General features: G+C 70.1%; 23 protein-coding genes. 12 read left to right on the forward strand and 11 right to left on the reverse strand.

Translation table 11 applies throughout. The features are described 5' to 3' along the window. The 4 genes from ahpF to ACE3Q8_RS21985 all read right to left on the reverse strand — a co-directional run. Window positions 1-1,132, reverse strand: a 1,132-nt coding sequence (gene ahpF, locus ACE3Q8_RS21970) for an alkyl hydroperoxide reductase subunit F (RefSeq protein WP_374472895.1), incomplete at its 3' end; no start/stop codon positions are given. A gap of 82 nt (window positions 1,133-1,214) precedes the next feature. Then, window positions 1,215-1,778: an alkyl hydroperoxide reductase subunit C gene (ahpC, locus tag ACE3Q8_RS21975; protein ID WP_374472896.1), complete on the reverse strand. Its 564-nt coding sequence runs from the start codon at window positions 1,776-1,778 to the stop codon at window positions 1,215-1,217. A gap of 157 nt (window positions 1,779-1,935) precedes the next feature. Next, entirely contained in the window at window positions 1,936-2,481 is a 546-nt protein-coding gene (locus ACE3Q8_RS21980) for an N-acetyltransferase family protein (protein WP_374472898.1), read from the reverse strand. Then, the gene (locus tag ACE3Q8_RS21985) at window positions 2,478-4,562 is read right to left on the reverse strand and encodes a S9 family peptidase (protein ID WP_374472899.1); all 2,085 of its coding nucleotides are present in this window, start codon (window positions 4,560-4,562) and stop codon (window positions 2,478-2,480) included. Before ACE3Q8_RS21985 ends, ACE3Q8_RS21980 begins: the two co-directional genes overlap by 4 nt. Window positions 4,563-4,757: 195 nt before the next feature. Here ACE3Q8_RS21985 and ACE3Q8_RS21990 point away from each other — a divergent pair, with 195 nt between their 5' ends. After that, window positions 4,758-5,579: a serine protease gene (locus tag ACE3Q8_RS21990; protein WP_374472901.1), complete on the forward strand. Its 822-nt coding sequence runs from the start codon at window positions 4,758-4,760 to the stop codon at window positions 5,577-5,579. A gap of 79 nt (window positions 5,580-5,658) precedes the next feature. Here ACE3Q8_RS21990 and ACE3Q8_RS21995 read toward each other — a convergent pair whose 3' ends face one another. After that, window positions 5,659-6,108 carry a MaoC family dehydratase gene (locus ACE3Q8_RS21995; protein WP_374472903.1) on the reverse strand — a complete coding sequence of 150 codons (450 nt, stop codon included), beginning with the start codon at window positions 6,106-6,108 and terminating at the stop codon, window positions 5,659-5,661. Window positions 6,109-6,281: 173 nt separating this feature from the next. Between ACE3Q8_RS21995 and ACE3Q8_RS22000 the strand changes: the two genes are divergently transcribed. Then, complete coding sequence (locus tag ACE3Q8_RS22000) at window positions 6,282-8,027, forward strand: ATP-binding protein (RefSeq protein ID WP_374472905.1); 1,746 nt, start codon at window positions 6,282-6,284, stop codon at window positions 8,025-8,027. A gap of 4 nt (window positions 8,028-8,031) precedes the next feature. Here the strand turns inward: ACE3Q8_RS22000 and ACE3Q8_RS22005 are convergent, their stop codons facing one another. Beyond that, window positions 8,032-9,570: an acyl-CoA synthetase gene (locus tag ACE3Q8_RS22005; protein ID WP_374472907.1), complete on the reverse strand. Its 1,539-nt coding sequence runs from the start codon at window positions 9,568-9,570 to the stop codon at window positions 8,032-8,034. A gap of 123 nt (window positions 9,571-9,693) precedes the next feature. Between ACE3Q8_RS22005 and ACE3Q8_RS22010 the strand changes: the two genes are divergently transcribed. From ACE3Q8_RS22010 to ACE3Q8_RS22030, 5 genes are all read left to right on the forward strand, one after another. Next, a complete protein-coding gene (locus tag ACE3Q8_RS22010; protein WP_374472909.1) occupies window positions 9,694-10,578 on the forward strand; it encodes a crotonase/enoyl-CoA hydratase family protein in 885 nt (294 codons plus the stop codon). A 306-nt stretch (window positions 10,579-10,884) separates the two neighbouring features. Further along, window positions 10,885-11,304: a MucR family transcriptional regulator gene (locus tag ACE3Q8_RS22015; RefSeq protein ID WP_374472911.1), complete on the forward strand. Its 420-nt coding sequence runs from the start codon at window positions 10,885-10,887 to the stop codon at window positions 11,302-11,304. 193 nt (window positions 11,305-11,497) lie between these two features. Beyond that, window positions 11,498-11,983, forward strand: coding sequence for a PAS domain-containing protein (locus tag ACE3Q8_RS22020; RefSeq protein ID WP_374472912.1), 486 nt, complete (start codon window positions 11,498-11,500; stop codon window positions 11,981-11,983). Window positions 11,984-12,096: 113 nt separating this feature from the next. Continuing rightward, on the forward strand, window positions 12,097-12,456 hold the full coding sequence (locus ACE3Q8_RS22025; protein WP_374472914.1) for an ArsR/SmtB family transcription factor: 360 nt from the start codon (window positions 12,097-12,099) through the stop codon (window positions 12,454-12,456). Beyond that, window positions 12,449-12,982 carry an SRPBCC family protein gene (locus ACE3Q8_RS22030; protein ID WP_374472916.1) on the forward strand — a complete coding sequence of 178 codons (534 nt, stop codon included), beginning with the start codon at window positions 12,449-12,451 and terminating at the stop codon, window positions 12,980-12,982. The genes ACE3Q8_RS22025 and ACE3Q8_RS22030 overlap by 8 nt, the downstream gene beginning before the upstream one ends. A 7-nt stretch (window positions 12,983-12,989) precedes the next feature. On the opposite strand, the gene ACE3Q8_RS22035 is transcribed toward ACE3Q8_RS22030, so the two are convergent. Next, window positions 12,990-13,415 (reverse strand): SufE family protein, encoded by a 426-nt coding sequence (locus ACE3Q8_RS22035; protein ID WP_374472918.1) that lies wholly within the window; start codon window positions 13,413-13,415, stop codon window positions 12,990-12,992. Window positions 13,416-13,524: 109 nt separating this feature from the next. On the opposite strand from ACE3Q8_RS22035, the gene ACE3Q8_RS22040 reads away from it, so the two are divergent. Together ACE3Q8_RS22040 and ACE3Q8_RS22045 are read left to right on the forward strand one after the other, a co-directional pair. Beyond that, the gene (locus ACE3Q8_RS22040) at window positions 13,525-13,971 is read left to right on the forward strand and encodes an acetyltransferase (RefSeq protein WP_374472920.1); all 447 of its coding nucleotides are present in this window, start codon (window positions 13,525-13,527) and stop codon (window positions 13,969-13,971) included. Window positions 13,972-14,016: 45 nt separating this feature from the next. After that, a complete protein-coding gene (locus ACE3Q8_RS22045) occupies window positions 14,017-14,436 on the forward strand; it encodes a DUF2147 domain-containing protein (protein WP_374472922.1) in 420 nt (139 codons plus the stop codon). A gap of 2 nt (window positions 14,437-14,438) precedes the next feature. Here the strand turns inward: ACE3Q8_RS22045 and ACE3Q8_RS22050 are convergent, their stop codons facing one another. Continuing rightward, window positions 14,439-15,209 (reverse strand): sensor histidine kinase, encoded by a 771-nt coding sequence (locus tag ACE3Q8_RS22050; protein WP_374472924.1) that lies wholly within the window; start codon window positions 15,207-15,209, stop codon window positions 14,439-14,441. A 183-nt stretch (window positions 15,210-15,392) separates the two neighbouring features. On the opposite strand from ACE3Q8_RS22050, the gene ACE3Q8_RS22055 reads away from it, so the two are divergent. Further along, a complete protein-coding gene (locus ACE3Q8_RS22055; RefSeq protein WP_374472926.1) occupies window positions 15,393-17,051 on the forward strand; it encodes a sensor histidine kinase in 1,659 nt (552 codons plus the stop codon). On the opposite strand, the gene ACE3Q8_RS22060 is transcribed toward ACE3Q8_RS22055, so the two are convergent. Next, window positions 16,990-17,898, reverse strand: a complete 909-nt coding sequence (locus tag ACE3Q8_RS22060) for a hypothetical protein (RefSeq protein ID WP_374472927.1) — start codon at window positions 17,896-17,898, stop codon at window positions 16,990-16,992. The genes ACE3Q8_RS22055 and ACE3Q8_RS22060 overlap by 62 nt on opposite strands. A 201-nt stretch (window positions 17,899-18,099) precedes the next feature. Here ACE3Q8_RS22060 and ACE3Q8_RS22065 point away from each other — a divergent pair, with 201 nt between their 5' ends. Together ACE3Q8_RS22065 and ACE3Q8_RS22070 are read left to right on the forward strand one after the other, a co-directional pair. Continuing rightward, window positions 18,100-18,432, forward strand: a complete 333-nt coding sequence (locus tag ACE3Q8_RS22065) for a DUF1491 family protein (RefSeq protein WP_374472929.1) — start codon at window positions 18,100-18,102, stop codon at window positions 18,430-18,432. Between the two features lie 23 nt (window positions 18,433-18,455). Further along, on the forward strand, window positions 18,456-19,496 hold the full coding sequence (locus tag ACE3Q8_RS22070; RefSeq protein WP_374472931.1) for an ATP-dependent DNA ligase: 1,041 nt from the start codon (window positions 18,456-18,458) through the stop codon (window positions 19,494-19,496). Here ACE3Q8_RS22070 and ACE3Q8_RS22075 read toward each other — a convergent pair. Together ACE3Q8_RS22075 and ACE3Q8_RS22080 are read right to left on the reverse strand one after the other, a co-directional pair. Continuing rightward, entirely contained in the window at window positions 19,493-20,476 is a 984-nt protein-coding gene (locus ACE3Q8_RS22075) for a TerC family protein (RefSeq protein ID WP_374472933.1), read from the reverse strand. The genes ACE3Q8_RS22070 and ACE3Q8_RS22075 overlap by 4 nt on opposite strands. Window positions 20,477-20,488: 12 nt before the next feature. Continuing rightward, window positions 20,489-20,683, reverse strand: a complete 195-nt coding sequence (locus ACE3Q8_RS22080; RefSeq protein WP_374472935.1) for a hypothetical protein — start codon at window positions 20,681-20,683, stop codon at window positions 20,489-20,491. Between the last annotated feature and the right edge of the window lie 176 nt (window positions 20,684-20,859).

Genomic DNA, 20,859 nt, shown 5'->3' on the forward strand with positions numbered 1-20,859 from the left:
CGATGCCGGCCAGGTCGATGGCGGCCTCGACGCCGGAGTTGCCGCCGCCGATCACCGCCACGCGTTTGCCCTTGAAGAGCGGCCCGTCGCAGTGCGGGCAGTAGGCCACCCCCTTGTTGCGGTACTCGTCCTCGCCGGGCACGTTCATCTGCCGCCAGCGGGCGCCGGTGGCCAGGATGACGGTCCGCGACTTGAGCGTCGCGCCGTTCTCCAGCTCGACCTCGATGAGGCCGCCCGGCGTCTTGGCCGGGATCAGCCTGGCGGCGCGCTGCAGGTTCATCACGTCGACGTCGTAGTCCTTGACGTGCTGTTCCAGGCCGGACGCGAGCTTGGGGCCTTCGGTGTGCGGCACCGAGATGAAGTTCTCGATGGCCATGGTGTCCAGCACCTGGCCGCCGAAGCGCTCGGCCGCCAGACCAGTGCGGATGCCCTTGCGGGCCGCGTAGATCGCCGCGGCCGCGCCGGCCGGGCCGCCGCCCACCACCAGCACGTCGAAGGCGTCCTTGCCCTTGATCTTTTCGGCGGCGCGGGCCGCGGCGCCGGTGTCGAGCTTGGCCAGGATCTGCGCCATCTCCATCCGGCCCTGGGCGAAGGGCTCGCCGTTCAGCAGCACCGTCGGCACGGCCATAACCTTGCGGTCCTCCACTTCCTTCTGGAAGAGGGCGCCGTCGATGGCCACGTGGCGGATGCGCGGGTTGAGCACGCTCATGGTGTTGAGCGCCTGCACCACGTCGGGGCAGTTCTGGCAGGAGAGCGAGAAGTAGGTCTCGAACACGAAGTCGCCATCGAGCGCCTTCACCTGTTCGATCATCTCGGCGTCGACCTTCGGCGGGTGGCCGCCCACGTGCAGCAGGGCCAGCACCAGGGACGTGAACTCATGGCCGAGCGGCAGGCCGGCGAAACGGACCGACACGGCCGGATCGTCCTTGCGCACGATGGCGAACGAGGGGCGGCGCGCGTCGTCGTCGGCGCGGCGGACGCTCACCTTGTCGCACTGGCCGGCGATGTCCTCGAGGAGCTGCATCAGCTCCGTCGACTTTGGGCCGTCGTCAAGCGACGCCACCAGCTCGATCGGCTGGCGGAGGTTCTCGAGGTAGGCCTTCAACTGGGCCTTGAGAGTGGCGTCCAACATACGGGGCTCCGGGGGAGGGAAACTCTACTGGGGTCGCCGGCGCCGCCCCCAAAGGGACGGCGCCGGAACCGGTCGTGCGGGCTTAGATCTTGCCGACGAGGTCAAGGGACGGGGCGAGGGTCTTCTCGCCTTCTTCCCACTTCGCCGGGCAGACTTCGCCCGGGTGCGAGGCCACGTACTGGGCGGCCTTGACCTTGCGCAGCAGCTCGGCGGCGTTGCGGCCGATGCCCTCGGCGGTGATCTCCATGAACTGGATCACGCCTTCCGGGTCGATCAGGAAGGTGCCGCGGTCGGCCAGGCCCTGACCTTCACGCATCACGCCGAAGTTGTTGGTGATGACGCCCGAGGGGTCGCCCACCATGGTGTATTTGATCTTGCCGATAGCCGGCGAGGTGTCGGCCCAGGCCTTGTGCGAGAAGTGCGTGTCGGTGGAGACCGAGTAGATCTCGACACCCAGCTTCTGGAACTCGGCGTAGTTGTCGGCCAGGTCTTCCAGCTCCGTCGGGCAGACGAAGGTGAAATCCGCCGGATAGAAGAAGACCACCGACCACTTGCCCTTCAGGTCGGCGTCGCTGACGGCAAGGAACTTGCCTTCCTTGTAAGCTTGCGCCGTGAACGGCTTTACCGTGGTGTTGATCAGAGACATCGTGCACTCCCGATTGAGGTCCGCCCGATTTAGTCGTTCCGCCGCGATCAGCAAAATTGATTTTAATGCGGCGCACCCATAGACGGGCTCTATGGGGTTGGCGCGATATTGGCAGACGAATTTGCAACTGTCGCGACGGGTTCCGCCTTGCGCGGAATCAACCGCCGCCCAGGGCCAGCCCAGGGGTGCCGGGCAGGGTCTCGGCGCCGCCGTTCAGCGGCTTCTGCATCATCACGATGTCCACCCAGCGGCCGTGCTTGAACCCGACGTCGCGCACGACGCCCGCGTCGGCGAAGCCGAGCGCACGGTGCAGACCGATCGACGCTTCGTTGCCGGAGTCGCCGATCACCGCCACCACCTGTCGCAGTCCAAGCGCCTGGCACTGGTCCAGAACCGCGGCGAGGGTCGCTCGGCCCACGCCGCGGCCGATGGCGTCGGGCGCCACATAGACGCTGTCCTCGACGGTGTAGCGGTAGCCCGGGCGCGGCCGGAATGGCCCTGCGTAGGCGTAGCCCAGCACCCGCCGGCCGAGCTCGGCGACCAGGAACGGCAGGCCGTGCCGCTGCACGTCGCGCCGCTTGGCGTCCATCCAGGCGACGCCCGGGGGCTCCAGCTCGAAGGTGCCGAAGCCGGTGAGGACGTGATGGTCGTAGATCGCCGCCAGGGCCTCGGCGTCGGCTTCCGTCGCCGCGCGGATGATCATGCCTGCTTCCAGCCCTCTTCGATCGCCCAGATGGCGAAAGCGTAGTCCAGGGCGATCTCCTTCAGGAAGTCGAACCGTCCGGAAGCCCCGCCGTGTCCGGCCTCCATGTTGATCTTGAGCAGGATGGGGGCCCCGCCCGCCTGGTGCTCGCGCAGCTTGGCGACCCACTTGGCCGGCTCCCAATAGGTCACCCGGGGGTCCGACAGGCCGCCGGTGGCCAGCACCGGCGGATAGGGCTGGTCGCGCACCTGGTCGTAGGGGCTGTAGCCCGCGATCCGGTCGTAGGCCTCGGCGTCCTCGATCGGATTGCCCCACTCGGGCCATTCGGGCGGAGTGAGCGGCAGGGTCGTGTCGCTCATGGTGTTCAGAACGTCGACGAACGGCACCGCGGCGATGATCGCGCCCCACAGGTCGGGCCGCATGTTGGCGATCGCCCCCATCAGCATCCCGCCGGCCGAGCCCCCGTAGGCGGCGATCCGTCCCTTGGCCCCGTAGCCCTGGGCGATCAGGTGCTCGGCGCAGGCGATGAAGTCGGTGAAGGTGTTGGTCTTCTTCTCCCGGCGGCCATCCAGGAACCAGCCCCAGCCCTTGTCCGAGCCGCCGCGGATGTGCGCCGTGGCCCAGATCCAGCCCCGGTCCACGAGGCTGAGGTTGCGGATGGAGAAGCTGGGCTCCATGGCGTGGCCGTAGGAGCCGTAGCCGTAGAGCAGCACGGGCGCGGAGCCGTCCAGCGGGGTGTCCTTCAGCATCAGCACGGTGACCGGGACCTGCTCGCCGTCTGGGGCCGTCGCGTAGAGCCGCCGCGCCACGTAGCGGGCGGGGTCGTGGCCGGACGGCACCTCCTGGGTCTTGCGCAGGGTCCGCTCGCGGCTGGCCATGTCGTAGTCGAACCACTGCCGGGGCGTGGTCGGCGACTGATAGACGAAGCGCGTGAGGGTGGTTTCGTACTCCAGCCCGCCCTCCAGGTTCAGGGCGTAGGCCTCCTCGTCGAAGGCGACCTCGTGCTCGCTCCCGTCCCGGGCGGTGACCACCAGCCGGTCCAGCGCATCGACCCGCTCGGCGCGGACCAGGTGTCCGGCATAGGCCGCGAAGCCGGTGATGTAGCGGCCGGGATGGTGGGCGATCCAGTCGCGCCAGGTCGCCTTGGCCGGCACGGCGGCCTCGGAGACGCACAGCTTGAAGTCCACGGCGCCGTCGGCGTTGGTGCGGATGACCCACCGGTCGGTCCAGTGGTCGAGACTGTATTTCACGCCGACCTGCCGGGGTTCGGCGATGGTCGGCGCAGCGGTCGGGTCGGCGGCCGGGATCACCAGGATCTCGGTGGTCTCCTGGTTGCCCACGTGGATCAGGATCGCGTGGTCGTCGGAGGCCGTGCCGACGCCCAGGAACATGCCCTCGTCCTGTTCCTCGTAGACCAGCACGTCCTCGCCCCCCCTGGCCGGACGGCGGAAGACCTTGGAGGGGCGGGCGTTCTCGTCGCGCCAGATCCAGAACAGCCAGGCGCTGTCGGGCGAGAAGGCAAAGTCCCCGTAAGCGCTGTCGATCGGTTGGCCTAGGACCTCGCCGGTCGCCAGGTCCTTCACCCGGATCTGGAAATATTCCGACCCCTGTTCGTCCACCGCCCAGCCGTAGAGAGCGTGGTCGGGAGAGTGGCTGGCCGCCCCCACCTGATAGTAGGCCTTGCCCTTCGCCTCGGCCTGCTCGTCGAGCAGCACCTGTTCCTCACCGCCGCCGCGCGGCTTCCGCGCATGCACCGGATGCTCCGCCCCGAGCTCGTAGCGGGCGTAGTATTCGAACGGCCCATCGGAGGCGGGGACGGAGCTGTCGTCCTCCTTGATGCGCCCCCTCATCTCGGCGAAGAGCTGCGCCTGCAGCGCCTCCGTGGAGGCCAGCATGGCCTTGGTATAGGCGTTCTCGGCCTCCAGATGCTCGCGCACGTCGGCGCGCAGCGCCTTCGGGTCGCGCAGCACCTGCTGCCAGTTGTCATCCTTCATCCAGGCGTAGTCGTCGGTGCGGACGCGGCCCAACTGCTCGATGCGGCGGGGATCCTTGGGGGCTTTCGGCGGGGCGGGGAGGCTCATCGGCGCTAGATGCGACGCCGGCGCCCCCGGCTCAAGCGCCATAAGTTCGCCATACGCGTCACTAGGGCGCAACGTGACCTTGCGTTCTCGTCTTGTTGCCGTGCCCGAACTCTCATTAACTAGTCGTGCATCGAGATCGCGCAAAAAAAAGCGCGACGGGGCTGAGTTCAACACACCAAGAGTTCGGGGATCCCCATGGTCATGGATCTCTCAGTGGAGCTGATCCACGCGACGGTCCAACTTGAGCAGCCGTTGGGCGACGGCACGCGCACGGTCGGCACCGGTTTCCTGATTTCCGAGCGCGCGCCTGACGGGCAGCCGCGCACGGTGCTGGTCACGGCCAACCACGTGTTCCAGAAGATGCCGAGCGCCAATGCGCGCATCGGGTACCGGATCGCCAACGCCGACGGCTCGTGGAGTTACTCCCCGCAGCCGCTGAAGATCCGCGACCCTAAGGGCCAGCCGCTGTGGACGGCGCACCCGACCCGGGACGTGGCCGCCATCTCGATCAGCGCGCCGGCGGAGTTCGCCAAGGCGGCGATCCCGGTGGACTACCTGGCCTCCGACGACACCTTCTCGAAGTACCAGGTGGGCGCGGGCGACGAGATGATGGCCCTGGGCTTCCCGCGCGGGCTCGCCGCCAACCAGGCCGGCTTTCCGATCCTGCGCTCGGGCCGGGTGGCCTCGTTCCCGGTGGCGCCGGCCAAGATCTTCCCGACCTTCCTGCTCGACTTCTCGGTCTTCCCCGGCAACTCGGGGGGGCCGGTGTTCATGACCGACGGCAGCAAGCGGCGCGCGGGCGCCGATGGCGACGCCAAGTTCATCGCCGGCCTGCTGACTCAGCAGGTGGAGCTGAACAACGAGCGCCTGGAGATCGGCATCGTCACCCACGCCAAGTACATCCGCGAGACGCTCGCCCTGGTGGACAATCCGCACGCCCCGGTCACCCTGATCGCAGGCGAGCGCACCACCGGCGCCCGGGCGGCGTCGGCCGAGGAAGCGGTCGCCAAGGACTAGCGGGCCGCTCCGCCTCCGACAGCAAGAAGGGCCGCACGAGGTTTCGTGCGGCCCTTCGTCGTTCTGAGCAGAGCTCGTGCTACCCGCCGTAGACGACGGAGATCGTCTCGGCCACGCAGGCGGGCTTGTCCTCGCCCTCGATTTCGATGGTGCACTCGTTCTTGATCTGCATGCCGCCCGCCTTCGGATCGGCGCCGATCAGCTTCTGGCGCAGGCGCACCCGCTTGCCGACGCGCACCATGTTGGTGAAGCGCACCTTGTCCGAGCCGTAGTTGATCCCCCGCGTCACGCCCTTGATCGGCAGCAGGCCGGCTGACAGGAACGGAATGAGCGACAAGGTCAGGTAGCCGTGGGCGATCGGGCCGCCGATCTCGCGGGTGGCGCGGTCCACGTCGACGTGGATCCACTGGTGGTCGCCGGTCGCCTCGGCGAACTGGTTCACGCGCTCCTGCGTGATCTCCAGCCAGTCCGACACGCCCACTTCCTGGCCCACCAGGCCGGGCAGGTCCTTGATCTCCACGGGGTTCATGCGGTCGCTCCCATTTTGCTTCGGTCCAGCCTCTAGCATCTGTCCGCTGCGTCGCAAGGCGTCCCTTGGGTCAAGATGGCGGTGGCAAATCCTTAAGTTCGCCGTGTGACGATCCGCGAACGTCGGGATCTGAGTGTCCCGCCACGGGTGACGGGGCGAAGCGCGAGCCGAAGATGCTGTCTGGTCGACGTCCGGAAGCCCCGCTTCCCTCGTCCTATCTCGCTGGCGCCTACACACCCGTCGTGAGCGGGGCGCTGCTGACGGGCGGCCTCTACTATGCCCTTATCGCGGTGGCCCACGCTTTCATCGAACGCGGCCTGCATCTGGCCGTTCTGCTGCCCATGGCCGCGGCCAGCTCGGCGGCCCTGCTGCTGTGCTGGTGGCGCCTGCGCCGCGGCGCCACCCGGATGGGGCTGCTGGAGCTGATCACCCTCGGCGCCTTCTCGCTGCCGCTGGCCAACGTCGTGGTGCACCAGTTCCTGGCCTTCGACGAGCGCCGGCTGGTCTACTTCACCTTCATCGCCCTGATCTCCGCCACAGCCTCGCCCACGCGTCGGGTGGCGTACGCCAGCGTCGGCGCCGCCATGGCCTGCCTCACGCTCACCGGCTGGCGCCTCGGCCGCGAGTTCATCGACACCTACGCCTTCATGGGCCTGGCCGCCGGCTTCGCGGCCATCGGCATCTCGCACCTGATGCGCGGCGCGGTCTCGCGCGCCATCGATGCTCGGCTCGCCTCCGAGCGGATGTCGGTGGAGGCGGTGGCCGCCAGCCGCGCCAAGTCCGCCTTCCTGGCCACCATGAGTCACGAGATCCGCACCCCGCTGAACGGGGTCCTGGGCATGGTTCAGGTGATGGAGCGCGGCGCGCTCGCGGACCGCCAGCGCGAGCACCTGGCCGTGATCCGCCAGTCCGCGGGCGCGCTCATGCAGGTGCTGAACGACGTCCTCGACATCTCCAAGATCGAGGCCGGGAAGCTGGAGCTGCAGGCCGAGCCGTTCGACCTGCGCGCCTTCGCCGACGGCGTGCGCCGGCTCTACGAGGTGCTGGCCGAGGAGCGCGGCCTGCGGTTCAGGTTCGACTTCCAGGACGCCGGCGAAGGGCTCTGCGTCGGCGACGAGGCGCGCCTGCGCCAGATCGTGTCGAACCTGCTCTCCAACGCCATGAAGTTCACGAAGGCCGGCGAGATTGCGGTGAGCTTCGTCGCCGACCACCGCGGGCTGACCTGCACGGTGTGCGACACCGGCATCGGCATCCCCGCCGCCCAGCAGGCCACCATCTTCGACAAGTTCACCCAGGTCGACGACGGCGCGACGCGCAGCTTCGAGGGCACCGGCCTCGGCCTCGCCATCTGCCGCGACCTCGTGGTGCTGATGGGCGGAGAGATCTCGGTGGCCTCGACGCCCGGCGAGGGCTCCGCCTTCAGCTTCCAAGTCCCCCTGTCGCGGGCCGCGGCCGCCGCGCCGGTCACCGCGCCCCCGCCGCAGCCGTCCGCCGTGGCCGAGCGCGCCCCGCGCATCCTGGTGGTCGACGACAAGCCCACAAACCAGCTCGTGCTCCGCATCATGCTCGAGCAGCTCGGCTGCGAGTGCGGGTTCGCCGCCGACGGCGCCGAGGGCGTCGAGGCCTGGGCGGCCGGGCCTTGGGACGCGGTGCTGATGGACATCTACATGCCGCGCATGGACGGGCTCGAGGCCACCCGCGAGATCCGGGCGCGCGAGGCCGCCGAGGGCCGGCCGCACACCCCGATCCTGGCTGTGACCGCCAGCGTCATGTCGCACGAGGCCGAGGCCTACCGCGCCGCGGGCTTCGACGACGTGGTCGCCAAGCCGATCGAACTTCCGATCCTCGTCCAGCGCCTGGACGCGGTCCTGAGCGCCGCTCCCGCGACGGCCAAGCCCGTCCGCCGCCGGCGGCGCTGAGCGCTCAGACGATCCGGGAGCCTTCCTTGCCCCAGTACTGGTCGCGGATCAGCCGCTTGTAGAGCTTGCCGGTCGGGTGCCGGGGGAGTTCGGCCATGAAGTCCAGCACCCGCGGCGCCTTCACATGGCTGAGGTTCTGCCGCGCATAGGCCATCAGCTCCTGGCGCAGCTCGTCGCCGGCGTCGGCCCAGCTCATCGGCTGGATCACCGCCACCACCTTTTCGCCCATCTCCTCGTCGGGCGCGCCGACGACGGCCGCGTCCGCCACCTTCGGATGGCCGATCAGCAGGTTCTCGATCTCCTGCGGATAGATGTTCACCCCGCCGGAGATGATCATGAAGCTCTTGCGGTCAGTGAGGTAGAGGTAGCCCTCCTCGTCGACCCAGCCCACGTCGCCAAGCGTGGTCCAGCCGTGCTTGTTGGTGCCCTCGGCCACCTTCTCTGGGGCGTTGTGGTAGCTGAGCGGCGGTCCGTTGGCGAAGTGGACGACGCCCTCGGTCCGGGGCGGCAGGGGCTCGCCGTCCTCGCCGCAGATCCTGAGTTCGCCGAGCACCGCCCGGCCCACCGAGCCCTTGTGGGTCAGCCACTCCTCCGACTTGATGAAGCAGAAGCCGTTCCCCTCGGTCCCCGCGTAGTATTCGTAGATCACCGGCCCCCACCAGGCGATCATCTGCTCCTTCACCGGCACGGGACAGGGGGCGGCGGCGTGCACGGCCGACTTCATCGAGGACACGTCGTAACGGGTCCGCGCTTCTTCCGGCAGCTTCAGCATCCGCACGAAGTGGGTCGGCACGAACTGACCGCAGTCGCAGCGGTGCTGCTCGATCAGCGCCAGCGCCTGTTCGGGGTCGAACTTCTCCATCACCACGACCGTGCCGCCGAGCTTCTGGACCGTCATGCACCAGCGCAACGGAGCGGCGTGATAGAGCGGGGCCGGCGACAGGTAGGTGCAGCCCGGCTGGAAGCCGAACAGGCCCTGGGCCATCATCATCAGGGCGTTGGGCTCGTCGATCTTTCCGCCGGTGAGCGGCGGCTTGATGCCCTTGGGCCGGCCGGTCGTGCCAGAGGAGTAGAGCATGTCCGAGCCCGCCGTCTCGTCGGCGATCGGCGTGACGGGGAAGCCGGCCCGCGCCGCTTCGAAGCTCTCGTAGGGCGCCCGCGCCTCGCCGACCATGTAGAGCTTCACGCCCTGAAGCACCGCCGGCAGTTCGTCGGCCACCGGTCCCACGCCTGGCGAGGTGATCAGCACCTTCGCCGCGCAGTCGCCGACGATGTAGGCCACTTCGCCGGCCGTCAGCTTGGATGAGATACAGGTGTAGTAGAGGCCGCTGCGCTGGGCCGCCCAGGCGATCTCGAAGTACCGGGCGTTGTTGTCCATGAAGATCGCGATCACGTCGCCGGCCTTGAGGCCCAGCGAGCGGAAGAGATGCGCGCCCTGGTTCGAGCGCTCGTCGAGCTCGCGGTAGGTCACCGTCTCGCCCGAGCCGGCCATGATGTAGGCCGCTCGGTCGGGCTGGGTCTTGGCGTGGGTCGCCGGATGCATGCTCGTCTCGCTCCCCCGGCTGCACGTGGGCGGCCGGCCTGTCTTGTTGTTCCGCGCATTCGGGGTGCTTGACCTACCGTCCGTCAACCCGTCCGAACTGGGGGAAACCAGGAGGAGACCGCCATGTCCGCGCCCAGCTTCGAGACGATCCGCTACGAGGTGGAGGACGGCGTCGCGACCGTGACGCTGAACCGGCCGGACAAGCTCAACGCCTTCAACACCCAGATGATGAAGGAGCTGATCGACGTCTTCGATGTGACCGACGCCGACGACGCGGTCCGCGCCGTTATCGTGACCGGCGCGGGCCGCGCCTTCTGCGCCGGGGCGGACCTCTCCGGCGGCGCCCAGACCTTCGACTACGAGGCCCAGGGCGGCCAGGCTCTCGCCGAGCGCCAGCGGGACGGGGTGCAGCGGGACGGCGGCGGCCTCGTCACCCTGCGTATCTTCGACAGCCTGAAGCCGGTGATCTCGGCCTGCAATGGCCCGGCGGTGGGCGTCGGCGTGACCATGCAGCTCGCCATGGACATCCGGCTGGCCTCCACCGAGGCGCGCTACGGCCTGGTGTTCGCCCGCCGCGGGCTCAATCCTGAGGCCGCCTCATCCTGGTTCCTGCCCCGGCTCGTGGGCGTCCAGACGGCGCTCGAGTGGTGTTACACCGGCCGGATCTTCCCGGCCCAGGAGGCGCTGGAGAAGGGCCTGGTCCGCTCCACCCACGCCCCGGACGAGCTGCTGCCGGCCGCCCGGGCGCTCGCCCGCGAGATCGCCGACAACACCGCGCCCGTGTCGGTGGCGCTTACCCGTCAGCTCATCTGGCGGATGGCGGGCGCCGGACATCCCATGGACGCCCACATGGCCGACAGCCGCGGCATCCAGGCCCGCGGCCGCTCGGGCGACGCGCGCGAGGGCGTCACCTCGTTCCTTGAGAAGCGGCCGCCCAACTATCCGGACAAGGTCTCCAGCGACCTGCCGGACATCTGGCCCCACTGGCAGGCGCCGACCTTCCGTTAGACAGGTCGCGTATACCGTCGTTGGGAGCGCACGGCTGAACAGCATCAGCCGGCGGACGAATTCGCGCCGCCGTGACCGATTCGCGACCTGGGCTCTTGGCTAGGTAGTTCACCGTTGTCTTACTCTCCCCGATTGCGCGAGCGAGCTTCAGTCCGCCGGATTTATCTCAAGATTTCCCCTCGATCGCTCAAATTGAGTTCTTCTAACTTGCTTGTCCTTTGCGCGAGTTCCATATAAGGGCTGCGCTACTGATCTTATGGATCGCTTCGGCGCCGCTGATCGGCGCGCTGCTACGGAACGACAAGAATGGACGAGAAGTCGGAAGTCATCGAGATGACGGCGGATATCGTTTCCGCCTACGTGGGCAACAATACCGTCGCCGCCACCGACCTGCCCGCGCTGATCCAGAGCGTCCACCGGGCGCTGGCCGGCGTCTCTTCGGGCCAGGAAGCCGTGGAAGCCGCGCCGAAGGAACCGGCCGTGCCGGTCCGCCGCTCGATCACCCCGGATTACCTCGTCTGCCTCGAGGACGGCCGCAAGTTCAAGTCGCTGAAGCGCCACCTGCGCACCAAGTACAACATGAGCCCCGAGGAATACCGGGCGAAGTGGAACCTGCCGAAGGACTATCCGATGGTGGCGCCCAACTACGCCAAGGCGCGCTCGGACCTCGCCAAGCAGATGGGCCTCGGCCAGGGCGGCCGTCAGGCCCCGCGCAAGAAGCGCTAGGCCGTCGCGGCCCTCCGGGGCCGCTCGAAATTTTCAGTCCAGGGCGCCCGCCGGCTTCGGCGGGCGTTTCTGTTTGGCGCGGGGCGGACCGGGGAAAACTGCGGCTGTGCCATAGTTTTGACTTGCCGCCGATTCGCGCATCAGGCGATAAGTGATTCGTCGTGATTCCAAGGGGTTGTTAAGGAATCTGAATATGGCGGCGCAGATCGGAGCCCCCGCAGCGGCGGCCCGCGCGCATGAGGAGCTGATACGCTATTGGGCCCAGCTACGGCGGGGCCCGAGGCTGCCCGGCCGCCATGACATCCACCCCTCCGGGTTCAAGCGCCTGCTGCCTACCGTCAGCCTGATCGACGTGCTGCACGAGCCGCTCGACTATCGTATCCGGCTGGCCGGCACCGACCTCTATGGCGTGTACGGGCGCGAGATCACCGGCCGCCTGATCTCCGAGGTCTACGCCTCCAGCGCCGCCGACTACTGGCGCGCCGAGCTCGGCCAGGTGGTGCGCGACAAGCGGCCCGCCGTGGGCGTGCACAATCTCGCCTGGCGCGGGGCCTCGCACCTGTCGATCCTGTGGCTGCGCCTGCCGCTCGCCTCGAACGGGACGGACGTGGACATGATCCTCGGTTACGACGCCGTCGTCGGCATGGCCCAACTGCACTCGGGCATCCGCGCCGCCTGACGCCGGCGACCCTCGGAGCTCCCCCAAAGACCCCATGCCTTGCGCGCGGACTCGTGCCCCGTCGTTCAACCAGATGGTTGACAGTCGGTCGCGCGGCAGCAATTCTCAACCAAATGGTTGAGCAAGAGCCCGCCCGCCTGGATGCGGTCTTCCACGCGCTGGGAGACGCCACCCGCCGCCAGATGTTGCGCAGCCTCGCCGAGCGTGAGCTCAGCGTCGGCGAACTGGCCGCGCCGCACCGCATGTCGCTGGCCGCGGCGTCGAAGCACATCAAGGCGCTGGAGCGGGCCGGCCTTGTCCGTCGCGAGGTCCGCGGCCGCACCCATCTCTGCCGCCTGGAGCCCCGGTCGCTGGCTGGCGCCCACGGCTGGCTCAGCGCGTACGAGCGGTTCTGGTCGAGCCGCCTCGACACTCTCGAAGCCCTCCTGCGGGCCGAGGACCAGACCCAGAACGGGAGAGCGGACGATGAGTGAGTACGGTGTGTCCCCAGCGCCGGGCGTGGTGCGGTTCGAGCGGCTGCTGCCCGGCCCGGTCGAGCGGATCTGGGCCTACCTGGTGGATCCGGAGAAGCGGGCGTTGTGGTTCGCCGGCGGGCCGATGGACCTGAAGCCCGGCGGGCGCCTGGTGCTGAAGTTCCGGCACAGCAACCTCTCCGACACGCCGGACGCGCCGCCCGAGCGCTATCGAGAGGTGCACGACGTGGGCTTCGAAAGCGAACTCAAGGTCGTCGAGGCCGATCCGCCGAGGCGCGTCGCCTTCACCTTCGACGAGGGGCCGGACCCGTCCATCGTCACCATCGAGCTCACGGCGGAGGGCGACCAGGTGCGGCTGGTGCTGACGCACGCCAACCTGAAGAGCCGGCAGGGTATGCTGGATGTCTCCGGCGGCTGGCACGCTCACCTGGAGGTGCTGGCGCATCTTGCGGCCGGCAAGCCGCGCCCGCCGTTCTGGGCGATGTGGGCCCGGTTCCAGGACTACGACAGGCGGCTGCCGGCGTGACGCGGGCTCAGGCCGCCGCGGCCAGCTCCGCGTCGCGGCGGATGCGCCCCACCATGGCGGCCAGGCCATTGGAGCGCTGCGACGACAGCGCGCCCGACAGGCCGAGCGTGTCGAAGGCGGCCTTGGCGTCGAAGCGCAGGATCGCCTCTGGCCGGCGGCCGGAGAACAGCCGCAGCACGATCGCGATCAGGCCTCGCACGATGTGCGCGTCGGAATCGCCGCGGAACGCCAGGGTCCCGTCCGCCTGCGGCTCGGTCACCAGCCACACCTGGCTGGCGCAGCCGCGCACCTTGTTGGTGTCGGAGCGCTCGGCGTCGGTGAGCGGGGCGAGGTCGCGCCCCATCTCGATGACGTACCGGTAGCGCTCCTCCCAGTCGCCCAGGAGCTCGAACTCGGCGGCGAGGTCTTCCAGGTCCTGATCGATGGTGGTCATGGCCGGCGCCACTTAAGAGCGCGGCCGGCCCATGGCAACCGCAGGCGCCGCTCGGAGAGCCGCACGGCGCCCGGTTGATCCGGAAAAGCGCGGGCGATAACCGGGCCGCATGATCAGGCTTCGCCCTTCCGTGCCGCAGGACGGCCAGCGGGTCGTGGACATCTGGCGCGGCGCGGTCGACGCCACGCACGACTTCCTTTCGGCCGCAGACCGCGCGGCCATCGAGGCGGAGGTGCGGGAATTCCTGCCGAATGCTCCGCTCTGGCTGGCGGTTGACGCCGACGATAGGCCAGTCGGGTTCATGCTGCTCTCGGACGGGCGCATGGAAGCCCTGTTCATCGAGCCCGCGGTGCGTGGACAGGGCGTCGGCCGGCGGTTGGTCGAGCATGCGCTGGCGTTGCACGGAGCGGTCAGCACCGACGTCAACGAACAGAACGGCCAGGCGCTGGGCTTCTACCGCCGCCTCGGCTTCGTCCCGACCGGACGCTCGGACCTGGACGGGCAGGGGCGGCCGTATGCATTGATCCACCTGCGGTATTCCGCCGAACGGGACTAGCGGAACGGCGCGGAAATGCCGAGCTTAGGGTCAGGAGGATCCTGAATGTCCCGAGTCCTGCCGCCGATCGCGGCCCTCATCTGCCTGGTCTTCGCCGCCGGCGCATCCGCCGCCGACGCGCCCGCCGGCTCCGACGTGTTCGGCGTCTGGCGCAACCCCAAGGGCAGCGTGCACCTGGAGGTACGGCCCTGCGGCGACTCGGCCTGCGGCTACGTGGTCTGGGCCTCGGACGAGGCCCAGGCCGATGCGCGAAAGGGCAGCGGGCAGCCGCTGATCGGCCAGCAGCTCCTGCGCGACTTCAAGCCGGACGGCGACGGCTGGCGCGGCCGGGTCTACGCGCCCGACCTCGACCGCACCTTCTCGGGCGGCGCGCGCCTGCTGGACGCGCGGCGGCTGGAGGCGCGCGGCTGCCTGCTGGGACGCATTCTCTGCAAGCGGCAGGTCTGGACGCGGGTCGAGAGCTAGTCTCAGCCCGCCGGCAGGCGGACGCGTGCGGTCAGCCCCTGGCCGGGCGCGCAGGCGAGCTTCAGCGCCCCGCCCATGGCCTGGCAGTTCAGGTCGCAGATGGCGAGGCCGAGGCCTGCGCCGTGGCCGCGGCGGGTGAGCGCGCTCTCGCCCTGCTCGAACGGCTTGACCAGCCGGGGAAGGTCGGCCGGGTCCACCCCCTCGCCGTCGTCCTCGATGACGATCTCCACGAACGGCCCGTCGCGCTCCACCCGCACCCGGACCTCGCCGCCGTCCGGGGAGAAGGCGACGGCGTTCTGCAGCAGGTTGCCGACGACGGTGCGCAGCGCCTTGGGATCGGCGTGGATCAGGATGTCGTGGGCCGTGCGGTCGGCGGTCAGCCGCACCTCGCGGGCCAGCATCTCCTCCTTCAGGCCGCCGGACAGGTCCTCCAGCGCGCACTCCAGGGGCTCGCTGCGGGCGTTCATCTCGGCCGCGCCGCTCTCGAGCCGGGCGATCTCCAGCACCTGATTGACCAGCTTCAGCAGCTTGGCGCCGCTGCCGCGGATGATCTGAGCGTACTCGCGGTACTGCGGATCCCCGAGCGGGCCGTAGAGCTCCGAGGCCAGGATTTCCGAGAAGCCGAGGATCGAGTTCAGCGGTGTGCGCAGCTCGTGGCTGACCATCCGCAGGAAGGACCGCTTCTGATCCTCGAACGCCTGGTCGCGGCGCGCCTGCTGCGCGCCCGGCGTACGGTCGAGCGGAATTGTCGCCTGATGGGCCGGCTGGGGCATGTCTTGCCTTCGGGGGACCTTCTGTCCGTGTGAAGGCTGAGCTTCCCTGATCGCGCTTACGATTTGGTTTCGGCGCGGCGGCCCGTCGCGCGCGAGGCGAGCGGTCTTACGCGGACTCACTCCGGGCGCTAGACTCGCGTTCGATCACGAGGCCCGGGAGCCGGGCCGCAGTCCAGGGAGCGCATGCCCTACCGGCGCTACAGTTCGCCCAGGAAGGTCCGCCGCGGCGGGTTCGCCTTCGGCTGGCATCTCGCCTTCGCCGGCGCCGTGCTGCCGACGGCCGGCGTGCTGGCGGGGCTCGGGCTGCTGCCCCAGGGGCCGGAGCTGGCGGGCCTCGCTGCGGGAGTGGCCGCGGCCCTGGTCGGGGCGGGCCTCGCGCTCACCCGTGGCCGGGCGGGCCCGGTGCTGGCCCTGCTCGTCTGGACCCTGGCCGGCGCCGTCGCCGCCCTGCTGGCCGGCGGGCTCACCGGTCCGCTCGCCGCGTGGTGCCTAGCGCCGCTGGCCGCAGCCACCGCCTTCCGCCGGCCAGAGCTGCTGTCGCTGGGCGCGGCGGGCGCCGTCGCCGCCGCGGCGCTCGCCACGATCGGCACCCTGCTCATGCCGCTGCCGGTCGCGTCGGCGGCCCCCTGGCTCGCCCTGCTGGCGCTCGCCACCGTGGCGCTGGGCGCGGGCGCGGGCCTTGTCTCCATGCAGGGCCTGGCGCGGCGTCAGACCCAGCAGCGGGACGAGATCGAGCTCGGCCTGTTGGAGGTGCTGGAGGCCCAGCCGCAGCTCCTGATGCGGGTCTATCCCGGCGGCCGGATTCTGGAGGCCTGGGGCCAGGCGCCCATCGGCCTCGACGCCAGGGACGCCATAGGCCGCCCGCTCGGCGGCATCGTCTCCCCCGATGACCGGCCCATGGTCGAGGAGGCGCTGCAGCGCGCCGTGCAGGAAGGCTCGGCGGAGGTCGCCTTCGTCCCGGCTCACGATCCGCAGGGCTGGTGCGTGCTGACGCTCCGCCGGATGGACAGCATCCGCCTGGTCGGCGCGCTTCGCGACGCCCGCGCCCAGCGCGCCCGCGAGACGGAGCTCGAGCAGGCCCGGGCTTCGGCGGAAAGCCAGAACGCCGGCAAGTCGCGGTTCCTCGCCAACATGAGCCACGAGCTGCGCACGCCGCTCAACGCCATCATGGGCTTCTCCGACATCATGAAGCAGCGGCTCTTCGGCCCGATGCCGGACCGCTACGTGGAGTACGCCGAGCTGGTGCACGAGAGCGGCGCCCACCTGCTGGAGCTGATCAACGACATCCTCGACATGTCGAAGATCGAGGCCGAGCGCTTCGAGCTCGCCCGCGAAAGCTTCGACGCGCGCGACGCCATCACCTCGGTGCTGCGGCTGATGCGCGGTCAGGCCGACCGGGCGGGCGTCATCCTGCGCGGGGTCCTGCCGCCGGAGCCGCTGGACGCCGACGCCGACCGGCGGGCGGTGAAGCAGATCGCGCTGAACCTCGTCTCCAACGCCCTGAAGTTCACGCCGCAGAGCGGGACGGTGACACTGACGCTGCAGGGCGCGGGGGAGATGCTGGAGATCATCGTCGCGGACACCGGCGTGGGCATCGCACCGGAGGACCTGGCCAGGCTCGGCCGACCTTTCGAGCAGGCTGGCGACGCGGGTCAGAAGGCGGCGGGCGCGGGCCTCGGCCTGTCGCTGGTCCGCGCCTTCGCCCGGCTGCACGGCGGCGAGATGAGCATCGAGAGCACGGTGGGCGAGGGGACGACGGTCACCGTCCGGATGCCGGTGCTCATTGCGCCTGGGTCGGAAGACTCCGAAACGCCACCTGCGCCGGCCGTGTCCGGCCGCTGACCGCGGGCGCCTGCAGGAAGGCGCGGCCGGCGGCGAAGTCGCCGATCTCCACATAGGCGCGGCGTACGCCGTCGGCGAACAGGAACTCCACGACGACGGCCTCGCGCGGGTCGAGGCCGGCGAGCTGGCGGACCGCCTGCGCTGGGAAGCGGAACGCCCAGCCCGAGCGGGCGTCGTCCGGCAGCAGGTCCTGACCGGCCGGGCTGCGCGCCTCGGCCAGGTAGCCCCGCTGGGCGGAGGCCGGGGGCACGCGCCGGTGCAGCGGCAGGGCCGCGGTCGGGCCGCCGTAGTAGCGGTCGAGATACGGCCCGGTGGTCCGGCCGATGTCCCGGGTAACGAGGCGCGCGCCGTACGGCTCCGCGCCGTCAGCGAAGCGGGCGACGGCCATCAGGTGGCCGGTCTCGCCGGCGCCGGCCAGGCCGAAGCTCAGTCGGTCGCGGCCGAAGCGGGCCTCCTGCACAAGGCGCCAGCGCACCTTGCGCGCGGCGATCCGGTCGGCGCGCCAACTGGCGAAGTCGCCGGGATAGGTCAGGCGGTAGAGGCGGGCATAGCCGTCGAAGGCGTCGCGCACCCGCTCGGCGGAGGCGGCGAGCTCGGGCGAACGGCAGGCCGTGCGCTGCGCGCGAGCCCGGGCGTTGCGTTCGGCGGTCTTCAGGGTCTCGGGCGACACGCCGGCCCGCAGCGCCGTACCGCGGGCCTGGGCCGCGCCCGCCGCCAGCGCCTGCGACACCGCGGGCGCGAACAGGCCGCATCGGCTGTCCGCCGCCATCATGGCCGCGCGCTCGAAGAACAGGTCCACCGGCTGGGCGCGAGCCAGACCGGGCGCGGCGAGGCCCGCCGCGATCATCAGCCCCATCCATCGAGACGCCGGCCGCGCTTTGCCGCGCGTGTCCGTCATTCGCGTCTTCTGTTCTCGTCAGCCTTGATGGCCGTTAGCCATGGTGTACCCCCTTCAGCCTTTCGGCCGGGTTGAGGAACGTCCTTAACCGACGCGGTAAACGGAACCTCGCGGGGTGACAGCGGCCGGCCGCTCCCGCATGACTCCCGCATGCTGCTTTCCACCGACATCTGGGTCAGCGCCCTGATCCGCCGGGCCGAACTCGGCGGCGCCTTCGCCGTGGTGGTCCGCAAGGGCGACGCCCGCGCCGGCGCGGTGCTGGTGAAGGTGCTGAACCGGTCCGACCGGACGGCGCGCCTCTACGCCGAGGCCACCCGCATGGACGGGGAGCGGGTGTGGATGCAGCCGCAGCCCTCCGATCAGGAGCCCGACCTCGACCGCTACATCGAGCGCGCCGCGCGCATCGACCCGGACATCTGGGTGGTCGAGATCGAGGACCGGGATGGCCGCCACTTCCTGACCGAGCCTGTGGAACGGGCCTGAACGCCGGGCGGTTAGCTCCGCCGATGTCCAAGCTCGCCGACCTGCCCCTGCCGCTCGACCTCGCCACCATGGAGGCGAAGCTGGTGGACGAAATCCCCCGCGAGGCCGGTTGGCGGTTGGAGCCCAAGTGGGACGGCTTCCGCTGCCTAGCGTTCCGCGCGGGCCACGAGGTGGAGTTGCACGCCAAGTCCGGCAAGCCGCTCGGCCGCTACTTCCCCGAGGTTGTGGAGATGCTCAGGACGTTGCCGGTGGACAGCTTCGTCATCGACGGCGAGCTGGTGGTCGAGGCGGCCGGCGAGCTCAACTTCGACGCCTTGCAGCTTCGGCTTCACCCCGCCGAGAGCCGGGTCCGCAAGCTGGCCGGCGAGACGCCCGCCAGCTACGTGCTCTTCGACTGCCTGGTGGGGCTCGAAGGAAGACCGCTCACCGACGCGCCCTTCACCGCGCGGCGCGCGGCGCTGGAGGCGCTGTTCGCCCGGTTCGGCGGCGGGCCGCGCCTTCGCCTCTCGCCCGGGACGACCAACCCGGACGAGGCCTGCGATTGGCTGATGCAGGCTGGGGGCGGCCTGGACGGCGTGGTCGCCAAGCGTCTCGACGGGCCCTACGTCCCCGGCGAGCGGGCCATGCTGAAGATCAAGCGCATGCGCACGGTGGACTGCGTGGTGGGCGGCTTCCGCTACGCCCAGGGCTCTGAGGCGGTGGGCTCTCTGCTGCTCGGACTCTACGACGACGCCGGCCGGCTGAACCACGTGGGCTTCACGTCCACCATCTCCGCCGCCGAACGGCCGGAGCTGACCAAGCGCCTGGAGGCCCTGGCGCCAGGCCCGGGCTTCACCGGCTCCGCGCCGGGCGGGCCCAGCCGCTGGAGCAACGAACGCTCCACCGAATGGACGCCGCTCCGCCACGAGCTGGTGGTCGAGGTGCGCTACGACCACATGACCGGCGGCCGCTTCCGGCACGGGACCAAGCTGCTGCGCTGGCGCCCGGACAAGGCGCCCCGACAGTGCACCTACGATCAGCTCCAGGGCGGCGGGGCCGCGGCCTTCGCCGCCCTGGGCGCCTAGGCCGCCAACGCCGGGCCCTGCCCGCGCGTGCGCCACATGGAGTAGAGCACGCCGCCGGCCAGCAGGGCGGCGGTGACGCCGAGCGAGACGGGGGCCGGGAACTTCTCCCAGCCCATGGCCTCGGCGACGAACACCTTGCCGCCGATGAACACCAGCAGCAGCGCCAGCGCCGTCTTCAGGTATGCGAACCGGGCCGTCAGCGCGGCCAGGGCGAAGTAGAGCGCCCGCAGGCCCAGGATGGCGAAGATGTTGGAGGTGAAGACGATGTACGGATCGGTGGTGATGGCGAAGATCGCCGGCACCGAGTCCACCGCGAACACCACGTCGGCCAGCTCGATCATCACCAGCGCCAGGAACAGCGGCGTGACGTAGAGTAGGGGCCGCCCGCCGGCCTGCGGCGCGCGACGCACGAAGAAGCGGCCACCCTCGAAGCCGTCGGTCAGCCGCAGGTGACCGGCCAGCCAGCGGTAGGCGGGGTTGTCCTTAGGATCGCCGTGGTCACCCTTCGACAGCAGCATCTTGCCGCCGGCCAGCACCAGGAAGCCGGCGAACAGCAGCAGCACCCACTCGAAGTTGGCCACCAGCGCTGCGCCCGCGCCGATCATCAGGGCGCGCAGCACGATGACGCCCAGGATGCCCCAGAACAGCACCCGGTGCTGGTAGATCGGGGGGATGGCGAAGGCGGCGAAGATGCTGGCGATGACGAAGACATTGTCCATCGCCAAGCTCTTCTCGACCAGGAAGCCGGTCACGTACTCGAGCCCCGCCTGCTGGCCGAGCTCGCTCCAGACCCAGGCGCCGAACGCCAGGCCGATGGCGATGTAGCCCGCCGACATGAGCAGGCTCTCGCGCGCGCCGATCGGCTTCGGCTTGCGGTGCAGGACGCCGAGGTCCAGCACCAGCAGCACGATCACGACGGCCAGGAAAACGGCCCACATCCACAGCGGCTTGCCGAGCGCGGGCTGCAGCAGGAAGTCCATGGGACGGCCTCCCTAGTGCGCGGCGCTGGGATGCAGCGGCGAGAAGCCGGCCTCGAGTTCGAGGATCTCGGCCTTGAGCGCGGATCTGCGGGCCTCGAGCGTGGCCACCCGGAGGGCGTCCGGGCGCCGGCGAGCCTTCTCGCGCCGGATCTCGAGGTCGAGCGCGCGTCGTTTCGCGCGCAGGCGATAAAGCTGGATATGGAGCATCGCGGTCCTCTGTCAGGAGGGGTGGCCCGACACCGCGATCCGCGAGGGGGGGAGCGAGGACCCACGGCATCGAGCACACCCGATGCGGTCCGACATCACGATCGCTGGGAGGTCGATCGCCAGAGGGGCCCGGTCCGCGGTGAATAAGCTGGGGGCGGGCTGTGGCGCTTTCAAGG

The organism is Phenylobacterium sp., assembly GCF_041913825.1.
In the GTDB taxonomy this organism is placed as follows: Bacteria; Pseudomonadota; Alphaproteobacteria; order Caulobacterales; family Caulobacteraceae; genus Phenylobacterium.

What these genes read in the sequence shown, in the direction of transcription:
- ACE3Q8_RS21980 (WP_374472898.1), bottom strand. Translation starts at nt 2,481, where the DNA reads ATGATCATCCGCGCGGCGACGGAAGCCGACGCCGAGGCCCTGGCGGCG.
- ACE3Q8_RS22070 (WP_374472931.1), top strand. Translation starts at nt 18,456, where the DNA reads ATGTCCAAGCTCGCCGACCTGCCCCTGCCGCTCGACCTCGCCACCATG.
- ACE3Q8_RS22010 (WP_374472909.1), top strand. Translation starts at nt 9,694, where the DNA reads ATGTCCGCGCCCAGCTTCGAGACGATCCGCTACGAGGTGGAGGACGGC.
- ACE3Q8_RS22035 (WP_374472918.1), bottom strand. Translation starts at nt 13,415, where the DNA reads ATGACCACCATCGATCAGGACCTGGAAGACCTCGCCGCCGAGTTCGAG.
- ACE3Q8_RS21985 (WP_374472899.1), bottom strand. Translation starts at nt 4,562, where the DNA reads ATGAGCCTCCCCGCCCCGCCGAAAGCCCCCAAGGATCCCCGCCGCATC.
- ACE3Q8_RS22065 (WP_374472929.1), top strand. Translation starts at nt 18,100, where the DNA reads ATGCTGCTTTCCACCGACATCTGGGTCAGCGCCCTGATCCGCCGGGCC.
- ACE3Q8_RS22025 (WP_374472914.1), top strand. Translation starts at nt 12,097, where the DNA reads ATGGTTGAGCAAGAGCCCGCCCGCCTGGATGCGGTCTTCCACGCGCTG.
- ahpC (WP_374472896.1), bottom strand. Translation starts at nt 1,778, where the DNA reads ATGTCTCTGATCAACACCACGGTAAAGCCGTTCACGGCGCAAGCTTAC.
- ACE3Q8_RS22055 (WP_374472926.1), top strand. Translation starts at nt 15,393, where the DNA reads ATGCCCTACCGGCGCTACAGTTCGCCCAGGAAGGTCCGCCGCGGCGGG.
- ACE3Q8_RS22015 (WP_374472911.1), top strand. Translation starts at nt 10,885, where the DNA reads ATGGACGAGAAGTCGGAAGTCATCGAGATGACGGCGGATATCGTTTCC.
- ACE3Q8_RS22075 (WP_374472933.1), bottom strand. Translation starts at nt 20,476, where the DNA reads ATGGACTTCCTGCTGCAGCCCGCGCTCGGCAAGCCGCTGTGGATGTGG.
- ACE3Q8_RS22050 (WP_374472924.1), bottom strand. Translation starts at nt 15,209, where the DNA reads ATGCCCCAGCCGGCCCATCAGGCGACAATTCCGCTCGACCGTACGCCG.
- ACE3Q8_RS21990 (WP_374472901.1), top strand. Translation starts at nt 4,758, where the DNA reads ATGGTCATGGATCTCTCAGTGGAGCTGATCCACGCGACGGTCCAACTT.
- ACE3Q8_RS22000 (WP_374472905.1), top strand. Translation starts at nt 6,282, where the DNA reads ATGCTGTCTGGTCGACGTCCGGAAGCCCCGCTTCCCTCGTCCTATCTC.
- ACE3Q8_RS22060 (WP_374472927.1), bottom strand. Translation starts at nt 17,898, where the DNA reads ATGATCGCGGCGGGCCTCGCCGCGCCCGGTCTGGCTCGCGCCCAGCCG.
- ACE3Q8_RS22045 (WP_374472922.1), top strand. Translation starts at nt 14,017, where the DNA reads ATGTCCCGAGTCCTGCCGCCGATCGCGGCCCTCATCTGCCTGGTCTTC.
- ACE3Q8_RS22020 (WP_374472912.1), top strand. Translation starts at nt 11,498, where the DNA reads ATGGCGGCGCAGATCGGAGCCCCCGCAGCGGCGGCCCGCGCGCATGAG.
- ACE3Q8_RS21995 (WP_374472903.1), bottom strand. Translation starts at nt 6,108, where the DNA reads ATGAACCCCGTGGAGATCAAGGACCTGCCCGGCCTGGTGGGCCAGGAA.
- ACE3Q8_RS22005 (WP_374472907.1), bottom strand. Translation starts at nt 9,570, where the DNA reads ATGCATCCGGCGACCCACGCCAAGACCCAGCCCGACCGAGCGGCCTAC.
- ACE3Q8_RS22030 (WP_374472916.1), top strand. Translation starts at nt 12,449, where the DNA reads ATGAGTGAGTACGGTGTGTCCCCAGCGCCGGGCGTGGTGCGGTTCGAG.
- ACE3Q8_RS22080 (WP_374472935.1), bottom strand. Translation starts at nt 20,683, where the DNA reads ATGCTCCATATCCAGCTTTATCGCCTGCGCGCGAAACGACGCGCGCTC.
- ACE3Q8_RS22040 (WP_374472920.1), top strand. Translation starts at nt 13,525, where the DNA reads ATGATCAGGCTTCGCCCTTCCGTGCCGCAGGACGGCCAGCGGGTCGTG.